The organism is Fructilactobacillus lindneri DSM 20690 = JCM 11027, from assembly GCF_002907375.1.
Classification (GTDB): domain Bacteria; phylum Bacillota; class Bacilli; order Lactobacillales; family Lactobacillaceae; genus Fructilactobacillus; species Fructilactobacillus lindneri.
Genome location: NZ_MIYK01000010.1, coordinates 297,330 through 317,488, shown reverse-complemented (window position 1 = coordinate 317,488; position 20,159 = coordinate 297,330). Strand labels below are relative to the sequence as shown.

General features: G+C 37.0%; 12 protein-coding genes and 8 tRNA genes. 2 read left to right on the top strand and 18 right to left on the bottom strand.

Annotation, left to right across the window (positions count from 1 at the left end; translation table 11 throughout):
- Positions 1 to 2: 2 nt before the first annotated feature.
- From rpoB to BHU33_RS04380, 11 genes are all read right to left on the bottom strand, one after another.
- Entirely contained in the window at positions 3 to 3,626 is a 3,624-nt protein-coding gene (rpoB, locus tag BHU33_RS04430) for a DNA-directed RNA polymerase subunit beta (RefSeq protein WP_054646082.1), read from the bottom strand.
- A gap of 292 nt (positions 3,627 to 3,918) precedes the next feature.
- Positions 3,919 to 6,390, bottom strand: a complete 2,472-nt coding sequence (locus tag BHU33_RS04425; RefSeq protein ID WP_054645871.1) for an ATP-dependent Clp protease ATP-binding subunit — start codon at positions 6,388 to 6,390, stop codon at positions 3,919 to 3,921.
- A 19-nt stretch (positions 6,391 to 6,409) separates the two neighbouring features.
- Positions 6,410 to 6,883: a CtsR family transcriptional regulator gene (locus BHU33_RS04420; RefSeq protein ID WP_054645872.1), complete on the bottom strand. Its 474-nt coding sequence runs from the start codon at positions 6,881 to 6,883 to the stop codon at positions 6,410 to 6,412.
- A gap of 153 nt (positions 6,884 to 7,036) precedes the next feature.
- Positions 7,037 to 7,110 (bottom strand) — tRNA-Pro (locus BHU33_RS04415).
- A gap of 7 nt (positions 7,111 to 7,117) precedes the next feature.
- Positions 7,118 to 7,191: transfer RNA gene (locus BHU33_RS04410), tRNA-Arg, on the bottom strand.
- 19 nt (positions 7,192 to 7,210) lie between these two features.
- Positions 7,211 to 7,296 (bottom strand) — tRNA-Leu (locus BHU33_RS04405).
- Between the two features lie 19 nt (positions 7,297 to 7,315).
- Positions 7,316 to 7,387 (bottom strand) — tRNA-Gly (locus BHU33_RS04400).
- Positions 7,388 to 7,391: 4 nt separating this feature from the next.
- Positions 7,392 to 7,465, bottom strand: a tRNA-Thr gene (locus BHU33_RS04395).
- Positions 7,466 to 7,476: 11 nt separating this feature from the next.
- Positions 7,477 to 7,559, bottom strand: a tRNA-Leu gene (locus BHU33_RS04390).
- Between the two features lie 28 nt (positions 7,560 to 7,587).
- A tRNA-Lys gene (locus BHU33_RS04385) sits at positions 7,588 to 7,660 on the bottom strand.
- Between the two features lie 2 nt (positions 7,661 to 7,662).
- Positions 7,663 to 7,735: transfer RNA gene (locus BHU33_RS04380), tRNA-Val, on the bottom strand.
- 200 nt (positions 7,736 to 7,935) lie between these two features.
- Between BHU33_RS04380 and BHU33_RS04375 the strand changes: the two genes are divergently transcribed.
- On the top strand, positions 7,936 to 8,901 hold the full coding sequence (locus BHU33_RS04375) for an L-lactate dehydrogenase (RefSeq protein ID WP_054645873.1): 966 nt from the start codon (positions 7,936 to 7,938) through the stop codon (positions 8,899 to 8,901).
- Positions 8,902 to 8,964: 63 nt separating this feature from the next.
- On the opposite strand, the gene BHU33_RS04370 is transcribed toward BHU33_RS04375, so the two are convergent.
- Entirely contained in the window at positions 8,965 to 10,128 is a 1,164-nt protein-coding gene (locus tag BHU33_RS04370) for an aminotransferase class I/II-fold pyridoxal phosphate-dependent enzyme (RefSeq protein ID WP_054645874.1), read from the bottom strand.
- Between the two features lie 112 nt (positions 10,129 to 10,240).
- Between BHU33_RS04370 and BHU33_RS04365 the strand changes: the two genes are divergently transcribed.
- Positions 10,241 to 12,583 carry a Xaa-Pro dipeptidyl-peptidase gene (locus tag BHU33_RS04365; protein WP_054645875.1) on the top strand — a complete coding sequence of 781 codons (2,343 nt, stop codon included), beginning with the start codon at positions 10,241 to 10,243 and terminating at the stop codon, positions 12,581 to 12,583.
- A 114-nt stretch (positions 12,584 to 12,697) separates the two neighbouring features.
- Here the strand turns inward: BHU33_RS04365 and purB are convergent, their stop codons facing one another.
- From purB to purM, 6 genes are all read right to left on the bottom strand, one after another.
- Positions 12,698 to 13,993, bottom strand: a complete 1,296-nt coding sequence (gene purB / locus BHU33_RS04360; protein WP_054645876.1) for an adenylosuccinate lyase — start codon at positions 13,991 to 13,993, stop codon at positions 12,698 to 12,700.
- 69 nt (positions 13,994 to 14,062) lie between these two features.
- Positions 14,063 to 15,724, bottom strand: coding sequence for a formate--tetrahydrofolate ligase (locus tag BHU33_RS04355; protein ID WP_056997692.1), 1,662 nt, complete (start codon positions 15,722 to 15,724; stop codon positions 14,063 to 14,065).
- A 27-nt stretch (positions 15,725 to 15,751) separates the two neighbouring features.
- Positions 15,752 to 16,993: a phosphoribosylamine--glycine ligase gene (gene purD / locus BHU33_RS04350; RefSeq protein ID WP_054645877.1), complete on the bottom strand. Its 1,242-nt coding sequence runs from the start codon at positions 16,991 to 16,993 to the stop codon at positions 15,752 to 15,754.
- Between the two features lie 10 nt (positions 16,994 to 17,003).
- The gene (purH, locus tag BHU33_RS04345) at positions 17,004 to 18,530 is read right to left on the bottom strand and encodes a bifunctional phosphoribosylaminoimidazolecarboxamide formyltransferase/IMP cyclohydrolase (protein ID WP_054645878.1); all 1,527 of its coding nucleotides are present in this window, start codon (positions 18,528 to 18,530) and stop codon (positions 17,004 to 17,006) included.
- Positions 18,527 to 19,117 (bottom strand): phosphoribosylglycinamide formyltransferase, encoded by a 591-nt coding sequence (gene purN / locus BHU33_RS04340; RefSeq protein WP_056997693.1) that lies wholly within the window; start codon positions 19,115 to 19,117, stop codon positions 18,527 to 18,529. Before purN ends, purH begins: the two co-directional genes overlap by 4 nt.
- Positions 19,105 to 20,157, bottom strand: coding sequence for a phosphoribosylformylglycinamidine cyclo-ligase (purM, locus tag BHU33_RS04335; protein ID WP_054645879.1), 1,053 nt, complete (start codon positions 20,155 to 20,157; stop codon positions 19,105 to 19,107). Before purM ends, purN begins: the two co-directional genes overlap by 13 nt.
- Positions 20,158 to 20,159 lie beyond the last annotated feature (2 nt).

Sequence of the window (20,159 nt, the reverse complement as noted above, 5' to 3'; positions counted from 1 at the left end):
TTTTAATTATTGTTTTCGTCTTTATTGTTATCGTTTTCATCGGAAGCATCTGAATTGGCTGCTTTAGCAGCTTCTTCTTTCTTTTTCTCTTCCTTTTTTTCATCCTGTTCGTGGGCAATCTTGTTAAGCGCATTCACGTTTACAACATCGTCATCATTGTCCATATCACGAAGATCAATTGGTTGATGATTGGAACCAAGGACTTTCATATCAAGCCCAAGAGCTTGTAATTCTTTTACAAGTACTCGGAATGATTCTGGAACTCCTGGCTTTGGAATTGGTTCACCTTTAACAATTGCTTCGTAAGTCTTTACTCGACCTACAACATCATCTGACTTATAAGTCAAAATTTCTTGCAATGTATGAGCAGCACCATAAGCTTCCAAGGCCCAAACTTCCATTTCACCAAAACGCTGTCCCCCAAATTGAGCTTTACCACCAAGTGGTTGTTGGGTAACTAGTGAGTAAGGTCCAATTGAACGAGCATGAATCTTGTCTTCTGACATATGGTTTAACTTCAGATAACCCATAACACCAACAGCAATTGGTTTATCAAATGGTTCACCCGTTCTTCCATCGTAAAGAATAGTTTTACCATCATGAGACATTCCGGCTTCTCTAACCGCAGACCAAACATCATCAGAAGTAGCACCATCAAAGACAGGAGTAGCCACATGAATTCCAAGTTTCTTTGCAGCCATTCCCAGATGCATTTCCAAAACCTGTCCAATGTTCATACGTGATGGAACACCCATGGGACTCAACAAAATATCAACTGGAGTTCCATCAGGCATGTATGGCATATCTTCTTCAGGAATTACGATTGAAACCGTACCCTTATTACCATGTTTACCAGCCATTTTGTCTCCGACTTGTAATTTACGTTTTTGGGCAATATATACTCGTACCATTTTATTAACGCCAGGTTGAAGTTCGTCCCCGTTTTCTCTTGAGAAAACTTTAACATCTTGAACAACACCATCAGCACCATGAGGAACACGTAATGAAGTATCACGAACTTCACGTGATTTTTCTCCAAAAATGGCATGAAGCAAACGTTCTTCAGAAGATAATTCAGTCACACCTTTTGGAGTAACTTTACCAACTAAGATATCACCATCATGAACTTCAGCACCAACTCGTACAATTCCTTCTTCGTCAAGATCTTTCAAAGCATCTTCACCAACATTAGGAATTTCTCTAGTCATTTCCTCAGGTCCAAGTTTAGTATCACGAGTTTCTGATTCGTATTCTTCAATATGAATAGATGTATATGCATCTTCTTTTACTAAACGTTCGCTAATAGCGATGGCATCTTCGAAGTTATATCCCTGCCATGTCATAAAGGCAACTGTTGGATTTTGACCAAGAGCAAGTTCACCATTTTCCATTGCGGGACCATCAGCGATAATTTCATCAACATCAACATGATCACCAGTTTTAACAATTGGTGACTGGTTATAATTCATACCATTATTAGAACGCATGAATTTCGTTAATTCATAAGTATCTAAAGTACCGTTATCACGACGAATTTTAATCACGCTGGCATCAACATACTCAACAATTCCGGCATATTTAGCAATTTTTGCAACTCCAGAATCATGAGCAGTTTTGTATTCCATTCCAGTTCCTACTAAAGGAGCATGAGGATTAATCAATGGAACAGCCTGACGCTGCATGTTAGAACCCATCAAAGCACGGTTAGAGTCATCATTTTCCAAGAAAGGAATACATGCAGTGGCAACTGAAACAACTTGTTTAGGAGAAACATCCATATAATCAACATTGTTAGTATTAGCTTCAACATATTCTGACTTATCACGTGCCATAACGTGTTCTTCTTTAAAGGAACCATCGTCATTTAATGGTGAGTTAGCCTGAGCAATCACATATTTATCTTCATCACCAGCAGTTAAATAATCAATTTTTTCAGTAACTTTATGTGTTTTCCAATCAACTCGACGATATGGAGATTCAATAAAGCCATATTTGTTTACCCGTGCATATCCTGAAAATGAGTTAATCAATCCAATGTTAGGACCTTCAGGAGTTTCAATTGGACAAATTCGACCATAGTGAGTGTAGTTAACATCTCGAACTTCATATCCAGCTCGATCTCTAGTAATACCACCAGGTCCAAGCGCAGAAAGACGACGTTTGTGAGTTAATTCTCCCAAAGGATTAGTTTGATCCATGAATTGTGAAAGTTGCGAGGAACCGAAAAATTCTTTTACGGAAGCAACTACTGGACGAATATTAATCAATTGTTGGGGGGTAACCGTGGCAGTATCTTGAATTGACATTCTTTCACGAACTACCCGTTCCATTCTAGAAAGTCCAATTCTAAATTGGTTTTGTAATAATTCACCAACTGAACGAACTCGACGATTACTCAAATGATCAATGTCATCAACTGAGCCGATTCCTTCTTGTAAATCAAAGAAATAATTAACTTCAGCGAGCATATCAGCAGGAGTAATGTGTTTATAATCAAGACTGATATTGTCGTTACCAACTACGGGAACAACTTTTTCAGGATCTTTATTTGAATATACTTTAATAATTTGAACTGTAACAGGATCGGTCACAACTGCTTCTGCAGATGGATTAAAGGTATAAGCTTTGAAATCTTTATTATCTAAATGGGGCGCAAGTTTTTTCATTAACTCTTTGTCGACAATATCGCCTTTATTGGCAATGATTTCACCAGTTTCAGGATCAGCTAAGGTTTCAGCAAGTGCTAATCCCATTAAACGGTTTTTTAGACTCAATTTTTTATTAGTCTTGTAACGACCAACGGGAGCCATATCATATCGTTTAGGATCAAAGAATCTAGTGGTTAAAAGATTTCTAGAAGATTCAGCGGTCTTAGGTTCTCCAGGACGCAATCTTTCATAAATATCTTTTAAGGCTTCTTCAGTTCTAGAATCACTAGAATCCTTATGAACATCCTTTTCTAAAGTAAGATTCAAGCTATCATTTGTACTGCCAAAGATTTGGGTGATGTCATCATCAGAACCAAAACCTAAAGCTCGAACTAATTCGGTGATTGGAAGTTTTCTAGTCCGATCAATGCGGATGTAAGAAACATTTTTAGCATCCGTTGCAAATTCCATCCAAGCCCCACGATTAGGAATAACAGTCGCACTGTAAATTTCACGACCATTTTTATCTAATTCTTTGTGGTAATAAGCACCTGGGGAACGAACTAATTGAGAAACAATAACTCGTTCGGCACCATTAATAATGAAAGTTCCTTGATCAGTCATTAAAGGCAAATCACCAAAGAACACATCTTGTGTCTTAATTTCACCAGTTTCATGGTTAGTTAATTTGAGTGTAACGTGTAATGGAGCTGAATAATTAACTTCGTGAGCTCGTGCTTCAGCAACAGTGTATTTAGGTTCTAATAACTGATAATCTACAAAGTCCAACGAAAGTTTTCCTTGAAAATCATCAATTGGCATAATGTCTTTAAACATCTCACGAAGACCCTCGTCTAAGAACCAGTTGTATGAGTTAGTTTGAACCTCAATCAAGTTTGTAAGATCCAAAACTTTTTTGATTCGCGCGTAACTTCTTCTAGTACGGTGTTTACCATACTTAACAACGTTTCCAGCCATTGCGTCTTCTTGTTTTTTTTCTTGAACGTTTCCTGCCAAACTGTTCACCCTCCTTAAAAAATCCTTCGAAAAGAAATGTTACATTTGTGTTACAAATTGGCTAAATTCCAATTTTTGAGCAAAAAAAATCCAAAAATAAGATCATCTTCTTACTTTTGGTTTTCTATAAACGTCATTACAGACAATAGATCGCAATGACTCATTTCAATTCATTTTTATATACTACTTAATAATACAACTGTCAAACAATTTCGTCAACAAAAAAGCCACTGTAATTACAGTGACCTTTCAATTATTCTTTGACTAAATTTTGATGTTTACTAGTAATGGTAATTTCGTTTTTACGAGATCCAATTGAGATCTTGTCGCCTTGCTGAAATTTTCCAGCCAACATGTCTTCACTCAAAGGATCTTCAATTTTAGTTTGAATAGCCCGACGCAATGGACGAGCACCGTATTCGGGATTATAACCGCTCTTAGCAACCACATCAATTGCTGCAGGAGTGATTTTTAATTCATAACCTTGTTTTGAAACTCGTGAAATCAAATCTTGCAACATCAATTTCACAATGCGATGCAACTCAGACTCAGTCAATGAATGGAAAGTAACAGTTTCATCAATTCGGTTTAAAAATTCCGGACGGAAGAAATGTTTAACCTGTTCATCAATCACTTTTTTCATATCAGTTTCATCAGACTTAGTACGATCAGCATCAAAGCCAACCGTTTTTTTATCCCGAAGTGCTGAAGCACCTAAGTTTGAAGTCATAATGATAACTGTATTTCTAAAATCAACTTTTCGGCCCTTAGAATCGGTTAAGAAACCATCATCTAAAACTTGAAGTAATAAATTGAAAACATCCGGATGAGCTTTTTCAACTTCATCTAATAAAACCACTGAATAAGGATGCTTACGAACTTTTTCAGTTAACTGACCACCTTCATCGTACCCAACGTATCCGGGAGCTGATCCTACCAACCGACTAGTAGAATACTTTTCCATATATTCGCTCATATCAACACGAATAACCGAATCTTCAGATCCAAACATGGTTTCAGCTAAATCTTTAGCCAATTCTGTTTTCCCAACCCCAGTAGGACCTAAAAATAAGAATGAGCCAATGGGACGGTTGGGATCTTTCAATCCGCTTTGAGCTCGACGAACTGCTCTGGCAACAGATGAAACGGCTTCATCCTGCCCAACTACTCGCTGATGTAGAATGTCTTCAAGATTTACTAATCGATCAGCTTCGGATTTTTTCAAATGAGTGACTGGAATTCCAGTCCATTCTGCCACAATTGCAGCTACATCCTCAGAGTTTTCAGCTAATGCATACTGATGCTGTTGATTCTCAGCTGCTCGCTTAGTTGCTTCACTTTTGGTTAAATCAGCAACTTCTTGTTCTAATTTTTGTTCTTTAGAACGAATTGCCACCGCTTCATCAAAACGCTGTTCTTCAATTGCTTGATCTTTCGCTTGCCGAGCTGCATCTAATTCACGTTGCTTTTTCGCTAAAGCAGATGGCTTTCCCATCTTATCAATTCGAACTTTAGCAGCTGCTTCATCCATTAAATCAATTGCTTTATCAGGTAAAAAGCGGTCACTAATGTAACGACTAGAAAGATCTACAGCTGAATCAATTGCATCATTGGTAATTTTCACATGATGATGTTCTTCATATTTTGGTCGTAACCCTTTTAAAATTTTCTTTGATTCGTCAACACTAGGTTCTTCAACCTGAATGGTAGCAAAACGACGCTCTAAAGCAGCATCAGATTCAATGTGTTTTTGATATTCATCTAAAGTAGTAGCACCAATCAGTTGGATTTCTCCTCGAGCAAGGGAAGGCTTCAAAATATTAGAAGCATCAATAGCTCCCTCAGCGCCACCAGCACCAATTAGAGTATGCAATTCATCGACAAATAAAATCACATTTCCACTTGCTTGAACTTCGTTAATAACTTTCTTTAAACGATTTTCAAATTCACCACGATATTTCGTTCCAGCTACCAATGATCCCATATCAAGCATCATAATTCGTTTATTAAGCATGTCTTCTGGGACCTTTTTTTGGACAATCTTTTGTGCTAATCCTTCGGCAATCGCAGTTTTACCAACTCCAGGTTCGCCAATTAAAACCGGATTATTTTTCGTTCTTCGACTTAGAATCTGAATTGCTCGTTTGATTTCAGTATCACGGCCAATAATTGGATCTAGATTACCATCTTTAGCAACCTTAGTTAAATCCTTAGCCAAAGAATCAAGGGTTGGCGTAAGTCCCTTTTTATTACTAGATTTACCATCTTTAGGAAATCCCTGATCCGGAACTCCCATTTTTCGAATTGTAATTTTGCGAACTTCTTCAGGTCCAACACCTAAACTAGTTAAAATTCTGGATGATAAAATTGCATTATCGTTAGTCAAAGCTAGCAATAAATGTTCTGGTCCAACTTTTGCACTGCCATATTGTTTAGCAATTTTTCCAGCCAACGCAATCACATCTCGCATTTTTGGTGAATATGACAAATAAGTGTTTTCATCAACCTGTAAATCACCATATCCAGCTAATTGTTCAATCTCTTCTTTGACATCTTGCTCTGTAACTGATAATTGATTTAAGGTTTGATACGCAATTCCACTTTTTTCAATTGTAAGAGCCAACAACAAATGTTCAGTTCCCACAGCTTGATGACGAAAATTACGTGCCTGTTCTTGAGCAATTTCAAGTACTTTTTTAGCACTAGGCGTCAATGAATCTTCCATAATTAGAATCTCCTTTCGGCTAACATTCATATTTAAGTCGACATAATAAAGCCGACAATACGTTTGCACGAACTTTTTCTTCAGTTTCAGGATCAGAAACGTTGATTGCATCGTGAGTAAGAATCGATGCAACCATATTTACTTCTCGATCCGAGAGTAAATCATTATTAAAGAGAGTATGCAAGATATCTTCTTCTTCTTTTTGACTGATACGGTCACTAATCGAATTAATCAAACGGTCAAAAACATCTGAATCTTCCATTAAGTTAATCTTTTCAATCCTAATATAACCGCCGCCGCCTCGTTTGCTTTGGACGATATAACCGTCTTGAAGTGCAAAACGAGTTTTTATGACGTAGTTGATTTGAGAAGGTACCACATCAAAGTGTTCCGCAATATCGGAACGTCTAATTTCGACCTCTTCTTCATCTGAACTAACCAGCATTTGTTTCAAATATTCTTCAATAGTATCTGACATACTATGGCTTGCCATAATCTCATCTCATTTCTGACTAATCTTGACTTTAATTATATAAACAACTTAATTAAATGACAAGTAAAGTAACTTAAAATACTTATTTAAGTATATAAAAATACCGCCAAATTTATTATTTAGCGGTATTTTAGTTGGACTATTAAAATATAATCGGGAAGACAGGATTCGAACCTGCGACCCCCTGGTCCCAAACCAGGTGCTCTACCAAGCTGAGCTACTTCCCGATGAAAATGCACCTAGTAGGAGTCGAACCTACAACCTTCTGATTCGTAGTCAGACACTCTATCCAATTGCGCTATAGGTGCATATTATTATAAATAAAAATGCCGCGGACCGGGATCGAACCGGTATGGTCATTACTGACCGCAGGATTTTAAGTCCTGTGCGTCTGCCAATTCCGCCACCGCGGCAAAATTACTAGATGTTAAAAGCGGAAGACGGGATTCGAACCCGCGACCTCCACCATGGCAAGGTGGCGTTCTACCACTGAACTACTTCCGCATAATGCCGACTAGAGGACTCGAACCTCCGACCTCATCATTACTAGTGACGCGCTCTAGCCATCTGAGCTAAGTCGGCATAATAGATAATGCGGACGAAGGGACTCGAACCCCCACGTCACGAAGACACTAGAACCTAAATCTAGCGCGTCTGCCAATTCCGCCACGTCCGCATATATGCTTATTATTAAATTGTACTAATGAGCCGTGGCAGGTTCGAACTGCCGACCCTCTGATTAAAAGTCAGATGCTCTACCGGCTGAGCTAACGGCTCAATGGAAGATACAGGGATCGAACCTGTGACCTCCTGCTTGTAAGGCAGATGCTCTCCCAGCTGAGCTAATCTTCCATTGAATGGGATGAGGCAAAAAATTAATAACCTCGTTTTGACAACTATTAAATATTACCATCAGAAAATTATTTCGTCAAGCAAAATTTTAAATAAATTAGATTGCTGACTAGTTTTTGTTTTGACTACTATATAACATGAAAAAGTTTCAATAAATGATATAATATAAGTGTATCATTTATTGAAACTATCTTGAAAGGATGATTATTTTGGCTGAAAAACATCAAAAAGTTGTTTTAGTTGGTGACGGTGCTGTTGGTTCTTCATATGCATTTGCCATGACGCAACAAGGTATCGGCGAAGAATTCGTAATCGTTGATATTAACAAAGACCGTACTGAAGGAGACGCACTTGATTTAGAAGATGCAACTCCATACACATTCCCTAAGAACATTTATTCAGGTGACTATCCTGATTGTAAAGATGCCGACTTAGTTGTAATCACTGCCGGTACTCCCCAAAAACCAGGTGAAACCAGATTAGACTTAGTTAACCGTAACTTGAAAATTTTATCTTCAATAGTTAAACCAGTAGTTGATTCTGGTTTTAATGGTATTTTCTTAGTCGCTGCTAACCCAGTTGATATCTTAACTTATGCTACACAAAAATTATCAGGTTTCCCTAAGGAAAAAGTAATTGGTTCAGGTACTTCACTTGATACTGGTCGTTTCAGAGTTGGCGTTGCTAAAAAGCTTGGTCTCGACCCTGCTAGCGTTGATGCTTACATCTTAGGTGAACATGGTGATTCAGAGTTCGCTGACATTGACGAAGCTTCAATCGGTAACGTTCCTTTAGTTAAATTTGCTGCCGATCGTGGTGTTTCAAAAGACGATTTACTTAAAATTGAAGACGAAACTAGAAACAAGGCTTACCAAATCATTAACTTAAAAGGTGCTACTTTCTATGGTGTTGGAACTGCCTTAATGCGTATTTCTCGTGCTATTTTACGTAATGAAAATGCTGTATTACCTGTTGGTGCTCCAATGGACGGTCAATATGGCTTAAATGATATTTATATTGGTACTCCTGCAGTTATTAATGCTCAAGGAATTGCTGATGTGATTGAAATTCCTCTTAGCGATGATGAAAAAGCTAAGATGGCTGCTTCTGCTAAAACTTTACAAGAAACTGCTCATAACGGTATGAAAGCAACTGGTATCGAATAAGTATTTTGCTAATGTAAATAAAAACGGACAATTTTTAAATTGTCCGTTTTTTTGTCGAAAAAATTAATTTAAGTAAGCTTGCAAACGCTTAATGGCCTCATGCAAATTATCCATACTAGTTGCATAACTAGCACGTACATAACCTTCCCCACCAGGTCCAAAACTAGATCCAGGAATCATTCCAACTCTAGCATTTTGTGCAACATCTAAACAAAAATCATAACTATCTTGATTATATTCTGCCGGAATTTTAGCAAAGATATAAAATGCACCTTCTGGCAAATGATTTTCAAAACCTAAATCAGCTAAAGCATTGCTTAAGTAATCACGACGTTTAACGTATTCTGTAACCATTGGCAATGCATCATCTTTTCCATTTCCAAATGCCTCTTCAGCAGCATCCTGAGCTGCAGTCATTACAGAGGTCGTCACTAATTCGTGAACTTTAGCAATTTCTGTCACCAAATCAGCTGGACCAGCAAATAAACCAATTCGCCAACCAGTCATAGCATGTGATTTTGAAAGACCATTAAACAAAATAGTTTGTTCCGGCAAATATTTAGCAATCGAAGTATGTTTTCGTCCATAAGTGAGTTCGCTATAAATCTCGTCACTTATTACTAATAAGTTAGTATTAGCGATTACATCAGCTAATGCTTTAATCTGACTCTCAGAATATGTTCGACCAGTCGGATTAGACGGAAAGTTTAAAATTAAAGCCTTAGCATTCGGATGTTTTGCAATTACATTTTGGAGTTTTTGCGGCGTTAACAAAAAATCATCATCTTGGGTGTTAATTGCAACTCGTTTACCGCCATTTAAATCAATTAAAGAATAATAAACAGGAAAAGCAGGAGTAGGAATTAGCACCTCATCTCCATCAGAAATTAATGTTTCCATTGTGTCAAACATCGCTTCCGTAACACCATTAGTGATCACTAACTCAGTTTCAGGATTATAGTATAATCCATACTTTTGCTTTAAAAAATCTGCTGCCGCTTTGCGCGTTTCAATCCGACCCCAAGTTGCTGTGTAGTGGCTATCATTATTTTGAATCGCTGCAATAGCAGCTTTTTTCACATGTTCTGGAGTCGCAAAATCGGGTTCCCCTAAAGTTAATTTGATTAAATCTGGAATTTCAGCTAATTTTTCACTAAACCCATAAATATTTGATAATTTGGTGTTTAAAACATTCTTTTTGACTTCTGATGTTAGTTTCTCTGTCATGATATTATTCTCCAATTTTTAATTCGTTATCTTTTTCACTACTAATTCTACACTATTACATCCTAAAGAAATTAAATAAGGTACAATGTAGAAAAAATAAAAGAGGCCCATAATGAAAATTAATCAATTTGCACAATTACACCCAGAGATAACCACTATCAAAAACGAATTAAATACGATTGGTTTTCCTACTTCAGCAACTACTACAACTGCTTTATTTAAAAATTTTCTTCAAACCATCTTTTGGCAATTTCCTGCTACAAGTGATTTTTACGCGGAACTGGATCAATATTTAGCGACCCCAAGCACCTCTTTGGGTCGCTTTATCAAGGATAAAGAATCAATTACCAATGAGGTCTTTTATCTTGTTGCTTTACAGTTGCTCGATTTTGAAGCTGATGATGATTTTCAAATCGAGTCTCCTATTGCTAGCATGAAAAATTTAGGTTTGTTTACCCTAAATAATATCAAAAGCACAAACGATCTTGTAACTGCCTACTATAATTTGTTAAATACGCATACCAAAAATGGGCTAACTTTAATTGATAAGTTGGCAGCCCAAGGATATTATACACAGCACCATTTCAAGCCAAATCAGCAATTAATTTTTAATGGAAAAGCTCAGGCTACTTTTTTAGCCCAAAATTTCATTTATGAAACTGTTTATGTCCAAACTGATTTTGATTCTGATTTTGACGGAAAAAATGATTTAATCAAAGTTGAAATCACTCGTCCTAAAACAAACATGAAAGTTGCAGTAGCCTATACTGCTTCTCCATATGATCAAGGGACTAATGATTTATTAGGGGAAAAACTAACTCATAACGTTAATGTTTCTCTCACTAAAAAGCCTGTTAAAAAGAATAAATTAATGCAAACATCATCTTTGATACGAGGGAAAAAGCCTCTAAATCAACAACCAGCTACTAATGCCACGCATACACATACTCCTAAACCTGGTTATACGCTTAATGATTACCTGTTAGTTCGTGGTTTTGCAAGTGTTTATGCGGCCGGGATTGGTACAGTCGATTCCGACGGTTTGCAAACTTGTGGAGATGCACAACAAACCGCGAGTACCATTGCCGTCATTGAATGGTTGCATGGTGATCGAACTGCCTACACCAATCGTACGGATTATATACCAGTCAAAGCGAACTGGAGTAATGGCAATGTTGCAATGACTGGACGTTCATATCTCGGAACCCTAGCAGTTGCGGCGGCAACTACCGGAGTCAAAGGTTTAAAGACCATCATTGCTGAAGCCGCAATTTCTTCGTGGTACGACTATTACAGGGAAAATGGTTTAGTAATTGCTCCTGGTGGTTTTCAAGGTGAAGATGCCGACGTGCTGGCAGGAGAAACTTTTTCTCGGAGCTTACGTTTGGGTGATTATCAAAAAATCAAACCTGCTTTCATAAAAGAATTAAGTCATTTAACCTCTGGGCAAGATCGAAAAACTGGTAGTTATAATCAATTTTGGCATAATCGCAACTATCGTAATAATTTAAAAAATATCAAAGCTGACATTATGTTAGTTCATGGTTTAAATGATTGGAACGTAAAACTCAAAAATCCAGCTAAGCTGTGGCGGGGTATTCAACAATTACCTATCAGTAAAAAACTAATCTTACATCAAGGTCAACATATCTACATTAATGCTTTCCCTTCGTTTGATTTTTCCGACCTGGTTAATCTGTGGTTAACTCATGAATTATATAATATTAATAATCAAGCTGAAAAAATCATTCCCAATGTGATTGTTCAAGACAATGTAAAAGCTGACACTTGGAATTCTAAGCCTAATTGGTTATCGCAAACTACTACTAATTTTCCGCTTGTTTTTTCAAAAACACAGTTTAAAAATGAAATAGCACCACAACAATTTATTAAATATTGTCAAAACCCTGATAAATGGCAAACGGATTTGCTTAATCCTCGCAACGACACGCTGAATGATAATCGGCTAATTGCCAATATCAATATTAACCACGATACTACTATTAATGGTAATGTGACGATTAAGCTCAGAATTAAAAGCAACCAAGATATTGGAATGATTAGTGCTCTCTTGTTAGATTCCGGGAATGCCAACCGCTTACAGGAATCACCAACTATCCTCAAAAAGAATGGGGTCCAGTTAGGTTATCGCTGGTACACTGATGATTTACGCGAATTATTGCAAAATAAACAGCAAACTCCATTCAAAATAATTTCTCGAGCCCATCTAAACCTCCAAAACCGTCATGATTCATCTCAAAATGAAATTATCGAACCAGATAAATTTTATGATGTTAGTTTCGATTTACAGCCAACTTATTACCATTTGCCTGCTGGGAGAAAACTAACTCTAGTTTTATATGCCACTGATTTTCAAATGACTATTAGAGGCAATCAAGCTATCCACTATAAAATTGATCAGGAACATAGTTCACTTGACATTCCCTTTCAATAAATATTTCCAAGTCTTAATCTCATTTAGATTAAGACTTTTTTATTATTTAAAATCCAAATAAAAACAGTAGAATTCAATTTGAATTCTACTGTTAATTAAAAATTATTTAAGTTTTTATTCCAACCCTACACGTTTGAAAATTTCATCTGCATGACGAATCTGATAATGATAATCAAAAATTTCATCAATTTCTTCTTGAGACAATTTTTTGCTGATTTCTTCGTTATTTTCAACTAATGGTTTAAATTGTTGATGTTCATCCCAAGCTTTGGCAGTTAATGGCTGAACTAAATCATAAGCTGCTTCACGGCTCATACCTTTTTCAATCAACTCAAGCATTACTCGCTGACTAAAGATTAGTCCGTAAGTAATTTTCATATTTTCTTTCATTCGGTTCGGGAAAACTACTAAATTACTTAAAATCCCGTTAAAGCGATTTAACATATAATCTAATAAAGTAGTAGCCTCTGGAAGAATGATACGTTCTGCAGAAGAATGCGAGATATCCCGTTCATGCCATAATGAAACATTTTCATAAGCAGTTGTAATTAAGCCTCGCAAGGTCCGAGCTAACCCGGTAATATTTTCTGAACCGATTGGATTCCGTTTATGCGGCATAGCTGAGGAACCTTTTTGGCCTTTATTAAATAGTTCTTCAACTTCGTGAATTTCTGATCTTTGCAGACCACGAATTTCAGTTGCAAAATTTTCTAAACTTGTACCAATCAAGGCAAGGGTAGCAATATATTCAGCGTGTAAATCACGAGGCAAAACTTGACTAGTGATTTCTTGTGGACGCAAACCAAATTTTTTACAAACATATTGTTCAATTTCAAGCGGCATATATGCATAAGTTCCGACAGCCCCAGAAATATTCCCAGCTTCAACCTCTGCAGCAGCTTCGTCAAAACGTTTTAGATTCCGTTTCATTTCTGAATACCAACGTGCCATTTTCAAACCAAAAGTAGTTGGTTCGGCTTGAACTCCGTGAGTCCGACCAATTTCAACTGTATTTTTGTATTTCAATGCCATTTTTTTAATGGTTTCCATTAACATTTCGATATCACTGCGTAAGATTTGATTAGCCTGTTTCAAACGTAAGCCTTGTGCAGTATCAACTACGTCAGTACTAGTAATTCCGTAGTGAATCCAGCGTTTTTCAGGTCCTAATGATTCAGAAACATTGCGGGTAAAAGCGACAATATCATGATGAGTTTCTTTTTCAATTTCTGCAATTTTATCAACATCAAAAGTTGCATTATCTTGGATTTTTTTAATTTCAGCATCAGAAATCATTCCTTGCTGATTCCAGGCTTCATCAATTGCAATTTCAACATCCAACCAAGTTTGATATTGATTTTGCATACTCCAAATTTTCTTCATTGGTGCTCGTGAATATCTATCAATCATCTGCAATTTCCTCTTTTATTTCAAAATATAGTTTTGCAATAAGCTACAAAATAATTATACGCTATCAATTTAGAACAATCCGGTAATCTTTTCATCATTATCAATCTCAATATGATTAGCAACTGGGTCTTTGGGCAGTCCGGGCATTGTCAAAATGTTACCAGCCATCGCAACTAAGAAACCGGCACCCAACTTAGGCACAAACTCACGAATATGAATCACAAAATCTTCAGGTTTTCCAATTTGTTTTGCATCATCAGTTAATGAATATTGGGTCTTGGCAACAATAATTGGTAACTTATCCCAGCCTAATTTTTCAAAACTAGCAATTTGCTTTTTGGCTTTTGGTGACAATTCAATCCCTTTGCCACCATAAATTACTTGAACAATTTTGTTTAATTTAGTAGTAATACTATCGTCTGGTTGATATAAAGGTTGAAAATCAGCTGGTTGTTCAGTAGCAGTTACAACGCCAGCAGCTAAATCAGTAGCACCTTGTCCACCTTGACCCCACACATCAGCAGGATAAGCTTTCACACCTTGTTGGTCTGCATAATCTTCAATCATTTTTAACTCAGCATCGGTATCATTAGTAAATTTATTAATGGCAACTACCACTGGGACACCATAACGTTTCATGCTACTAATATGTTGCCCTAAGTTTGCCAGCCCTTTTTGTAAAGCAGCTGTATCTTCGTGATTAAGATCTTTTTTATCCATTCCACCATGCATCTTTAAAGCTCTGACAGTAGCAACAATCACAATTGTATCTGGATGTTTTCCTAAAAGTGGTGTCTTAACATCTAAGAATTTTTCTCCACCTAAGTCAGCACCAAATCCGGCTTCAGTTACCGCATAATCACCCATTTTCAAGGCAATCTTAGTAGCCTGAATTGAATTAGTTCCCTGGGCAATATTTGCAAAAGGTCCCCCATGAATCAAAGTTGGAGTATGTCCCATAGTTTGAACTAGGTTGGGCTTAATTGCATCTTTTAATAAGGTAGTAATTGCTCCCGCAACTCCTAATTCAGCAACTGTAACAGGTTTTTTATCATATGTATAACCCACCACGATTTTATTAATTCTGCGTTGCATATCATTTAAATCAGTCGACAAAGTTAAAATTGCCATTAATTCTGAAGCAGCCGTAATATCAAAACCACTTTCACGAGGAACTCCACTTGTTCTTCCTCCCAAACCAACGACAATATGACGCAACTCACGATCATTAACATCTAAAACTCGTTTTAATAACACTTGACGGGGATCTAAATTCAATTTGTTGCCTTGATAAATACTATTATCAACCAATGCCATTAAAGTATTTTGCGCAATTGTCAAAGCATGAAAATCACCAGTAAAATGTAAATTAATATCATCCATTGGCAAAACTTGTGACATACCGCCTCCAGTTGCTCCACCCTTCATTCCCATAACAGGTCCAAGTGAGGGTTCTCGTAATGCCAACATAGTTTTATGATGAGCTAAATTCAAGGCATCAGCCAGCCCAACTGCAACAGTTGATTTACCCTCTCCTGCTGGAGTGGGATTAATTGAGGTCACTAACACTAACTTACCGTTTTCATTCTTATGCAGCTGTTCGTTTATTTCAATCTTAGCGGTATTTTTTCCGTAAGGAATCACTTCATCTGAAACAAACCCAGCTTGTTTAGCTACTTTTTCAATTGGCCACATAGTTGCAGCTTGTGCAATTTCAATATCACTCTTCATTTTTCCACCTCAAAAGTTATGTTGTAGTTAGTTATTATTTAATTTACCAATATCTTGTCGATATTCCAAGTTCATTTTTGTATTATCTAAAATGGTGTAAATTTTTTCACGTGCAAATTCTAACATAGGAGCATGAACAACTGTAGTTAAAATTCGACCACCATCACTCACTAACTGATTTCCTTGCAGCTTAGCACTTGCATAATTAACTAGTATATCTTTGTTTAAACTAGGTATTTCATATATTTTCTGATTGGCAGCCGGATAATTAGGATTTACTAGCACAACTCCTAAATAAGTATCTGTCTGCTGCCATTTAGGATTCGTCTGTTTGACAGCCAACAAGTCAATAATCAAAGTATAAAAATCACTTTGCAATTGTGGCAAGACCACCTGTGTTTCCGGATCGCCAAACCGAACGTTAAATTCAATTACTTTGGGACCAGATTTTGTCAACATCACACCAGTATATAAAACACCATGAAACGGAGTGTTTTGTTGTTTCATTGATGCTAAAGTTGGCAAGACTAACCGATCAATTGCTAATTTAACATTCTCTTTTGAAACATTAGCAACTGGACTATATGAGCCCATTCCACCAGTATTTGGTCCACGATCGGCTTCAAACCGCCGTTTATAATCATGAGCAATCGGCGTGTGAATAACTTGATCTTTCCCAACTAAGGAAAAAACAGAAAATTCAAAACCTTCTAAATATTCTTCAATTACCAATTTAGCTTTGGGCTGTTTTTGATATAACTTAGTTAAAAATTCATTGGCAGCTGTTTGATTTTGGTGAATGGAAACTCCCTTACCAGCGGCTAAAGAATCCGTTTTTATCACAATTGGATATCCCAACTCCTCGGCAACTTTCTCAGCGGCACTCAATGAAGTTACGGTTTCAGCTTTGGCAGTTGGAATGTCAGCATCAGCTAAAAGTTTCTTCATGAATGCTTTTGATCCTTCTAATTTTGCCGCTTGCCGATTAGGACCAAAGATTGCTAAACCAGCTGCTTCAAAAGCATCAACAATTCCAGCTACTAACGGTGCTTCATTTCCAACAAAAGTTAAATCAACTTGATGTTCCTTCGCAAATTTGATGAGAGCTGGAAAGTCGGAAGTGTCAATAGTAACTGGTGAAATTCCAGCACTTTTCATTCCGTCGTTTCCTGGCACTACAAATATTTCATCAACTTGAGGACTACGTTTAAAGGTCTGCGCGATAGTATGTTCACGCGCTCCCGACCCAATCACTAATACTTTTGCCATCGATTACTCCTTAGTGCTTAAAGTGACGATTACCAGAAAATACTAAAGCAACCCCTAATTCATTAGCTTTATCAATGGAATCTTGATCTTTGATTGATCCTCCTGGTTCAATAATAGCATCAATTCCATGTTTAGCGGCATATTCAACTGAATCATCCATTGGGAAAAAGGCATCAGAAGCTAATACCGCATTTTTAAAGCTGGGTTTTGATTGAGCATGGTCAATTGCAATTTTAACTGAATCAATCCGATTAGGTTGTCCGGCACCGATTCCAAGGGTCTGCCCTTCACTAGCAACCACAATCGCATTTGACTTTACATATTTAACTGCTGTTTGTGCAAACAACATTGCTTTCATTTGAGCTTCCGTCGGCTGCTTTTTAGAAACTACTTTCAAATCATCCATTGTTTCCGTTTCTAAATCGCGATCTTGCATTACGGCCCCACCTAAAACAGAAGTGGTTTCAATTTTTTGGGGAATTTGATTGGTAAAGGGAAGCGTTAACAAGCGAAGATTCTTTTTTCGAGCTAATTCTTCATAAGCATCATCGTCAAAACTAGGAGCAATCACGATTTCAAGAAAAATACTGTGTAATTTTTTAGCAGTGGCTAAATCAACGGGACGGTTTAAAGCCACAATTCCACCAAAGATAGAAATATCGTCACCTTCATACGCTTTATCCCAGGCTTCTTCAATGTTTCTTCCAATCCCAATTCCAGCTGGATTCATATGTTTAACGGTCACTACTGCTGGATCAGAAAATTCTGCGATAATTCGTAAAGCCGCATCTGCATCACGAATATTGTTATAAGAAAGCTGTTTACCATGTAAGATGTTAGCGTTTAAAACAGAATAGGGTTCAGAAATTGCATCACGATAGGCAGTCGCCTTTTGTTGTGAATTTTCGCCGTAACGTAATGGTTCAAATAAATCATAAGTATTAGTTACTTTTTGCGTAAATTCTGGACCAGTCAAATATTGAGAAATCAAAGCATCATAAGCAGCAGTATGTCTAAATACTTTTGCAGCTAGTTCTTTTCGAAATGCTGGAGTATCAGTTTTATCTTGAATTGCTTGTAACACTTTTGAATAGTCGGCTGGATCAACAACTGACAATACATCATGATAATTTTTGGCACCAGAACGAAGCATTGAGGGACCACCAATATCAATTTGTTCAATGGCATCTGCTTCAGTGATGTTTGGTTTTTCAATCGTTTCTTTAAAAGGATATAAATTAACTGCTACTAAATCAATCGGTTTAATTTTTTCTTCCTTTAGTTGTTGCATATGAGCAGGAACATCATGACGAGCTAATAACCCGCCATGAACATTGGGATGAAGTGTTTTAACCCGTCCATCTAACATTTCTGGAAAATTAGTTACATCCTCAATTGGAATAACTTTCACGCCAGCATCGTGTAATGCTTTAAAAGTTCCACCAGTTGAAACAATTTCAAAATCAAGTTTTTCCAATCCTTTTGCAAATGAAACCACATCGGTTTTGTCTGAAACACTAATTAACGCTCTTCTCATGATTTAAATACTCCCTCTGTAATCAACTTCTGTAATGTTTTTGGATATAACTGATGTTCGACAGCATGAATCTTCGCTTCTAATGAATCTAACGAGTCATCTGCTTCAATTCTTACTGGTTCTTGTGCAATAATTTTTCCACTATCAACGCCATCATTGACAAAATGAATGGTAACCCCTGTGACTTTCACGCCATAATTATAGGCATCATCAATTCCCTGTCGTCCGGGAAAGCTGGGTAGTAAAGCTGGGTGAATATTAATAATTTTTTGGGGATAAGCTTGAACAAATTGTGGTGTTAAAATCCGCATATAACCTGCTAACAAAATCCCATCGACTTGGTCAGCAGCTAATTGTTGCAAAATCTTTGCTTCAGCATCCTTACGATTTGGATAATCTTTGTAGTTAATAATGAAGATTGGAACGTTTTCTTGCTTAGCAATTTGGATTACTTTGACATCATCATGATCAACCACTAAACGGACAATTTGGGCTGGTAACTTTTGTGATTGAATATATTTTAGTAAAGCAGCAAAGTTAGTACCATTGCCAGATGCCATAACAGCTAACCGAGTTATTTTTTCCATGGAGATTCTCCTTCAAAAATAACTTCAGCATCAGTTGAATTAGTTTTAGGTTGTAATTTACCAATTTCATAAACTGATTGATTGATTTTTTTGAAATGATTCATCACAGCATTTAAATTCCCTGGCTTCACAATTAAAATCATTCCCAACCCGTTGTTAAACGTTTTTAACATGTCTTTCGTACTTAAATCACCAGTTTGTTGTAATAAATTGAAAATATCTAAAACTGGCCAACTGCCCCATGTTAATTTTGCTTGTAAATTTTTGCTAAAGGCTCGTGGCAGATTGCCGACAATTCCACCACCAGTAATGTTACTAATTCCAGTAATTTGATGGTTATCAAGCAATTTACTAATCAAGGGATAATATAGCGTAGTTGGAGTTAATAACTGAGATTGTAAATCATCGGACAATTTTTTGAAGTCCTTGGAATCTTTAATTCCAAACACTAAGCGAACTAGCGAATAGCCATTGGAATGAATTCCAGAAGATGGCAATCCTAGCAAAATATCTCCGGCAGTAGCATTTTTTGGTGAATCAAGAATTTCATCTTTTTCGGCAATTCCAACTCCAAAAGCTGCTAAATCATAATGTTTTTCCGCATAAAGACCAGGGAGTTCAGCTGACTCACCGCCGATTAACGATGCTCCAACTGCTTTAGTAGCTTGAGCAATTCCACTAATAATTTCAGCTGCCGTTTCAGGACGCATTTTATCAACCGCTAAATAATCTTGTAAAAAAAGGGGCTTAGCTCCTTCTGCAATAATATCATTCATTACCATCGCCACTAAATCTTGCCCAATAGTATCGTGTTTATCGGCACCGATGGCTAATAATAATTTGGTTCCAACTCCATCAGTTCCGCTCACTAATACTTGATGCTGATAACCGACTGGCAATTCAAAAACCGATCCAAAACCGCCTAGTCCAGCTAGTACTTGGGGAGTATAGGTAGCCTCAACTACGGAACGCATCTTTTGGACTGCTTCATCGCCAGCATGAATATCAACTCCGGCTTTGGCATAAGCGTCTTTTCCCATTC

Excerpts from the sequence above, each read along its gene's own strand:
- BHU33_RS04355 (WP_056997692.1), bottom strand. The coding sequence starts at position 15,724 with ATGAAGAGTGATATTGAAATTGCACAAGCTGCAACTATGTGGCCAATT.
- BHU33_RS04375 (WP_054645873.1), top strand. The coding sequence starts at position 7,936 with ATGATTATTTTGGCTGAAAAACATCAAAAAGTTGTTTTAGTTGGTGAC.
- BHU33_RS04370 (WP_054645874.1), bottom strand. The coding sequence starts at position 10,128 with ATGACAGAGAAACTAACATCAGAAGTCAAAAAGAATGTTTTAAACACC.
- purH (WP_054645878.1), bottom strand. The coding sequence starts at position 18,530 with ATGAGAAGAGCGTTAATTAGTGTTTCAGACAAAACCGATGTGGTTTCA.
- rpoB (WP_054646082.1), bottom strand. The coding sequence starts at position 3,626 with ATGGCTGGAAACGTTGTTAAGTATGGTAAACACCGTACTAGAAGAAGT.
- purN (WP_056997693.1), bottom strand. The coding sequence starts at position 19,117 with ATGGAAAAAATAACTCGGTTAGCTGTTATGGCATCTGGCAATGGTACT.
- BHU33_RS04425 (WP_054645871.1), bottom strand. The coding sequence starts at position 6,390 with ATGGAAGATTCATTGACGCCTAGTGCTAAAAAAGTACTTGAAATTGCT.
- BHU33_RS04420 (WP_054645872.1), bottom strand. The coding sequence starts at position 6,883 with ATGGCAAGCCATAGTATGTCAGATACTATTGAAGAATATTTGAAACAA.
- purB (WP_054645876.1), bottom strand. The coding sequence starts at position 13,993 with ATGATTGATAGATATTCACGAGCACCAATGAAGAAAATTTGGAGTATG.
- BHU33_RS04365 (WP_054645875.1), top strand. The coding sequence starts at position 10,241 with ATGAAAATTAATCAATTTGCACAATTACACCCAGAGATAACCACTATC.
- purD (WP_054645877.1), bottom strand. The coding sequence starts at position 16,993 with ATGGCAAAAGTATTAGTGATTGGGTCGGGAGCGCGTGAACATACTATC.
- purM (WP_054645879.1), bottom strand. The coding sequence starts at position 20,157 with ATGGGAAAAGACGCTTATGCCAAAGCCGGAGTTGATATTCATGCTGGC.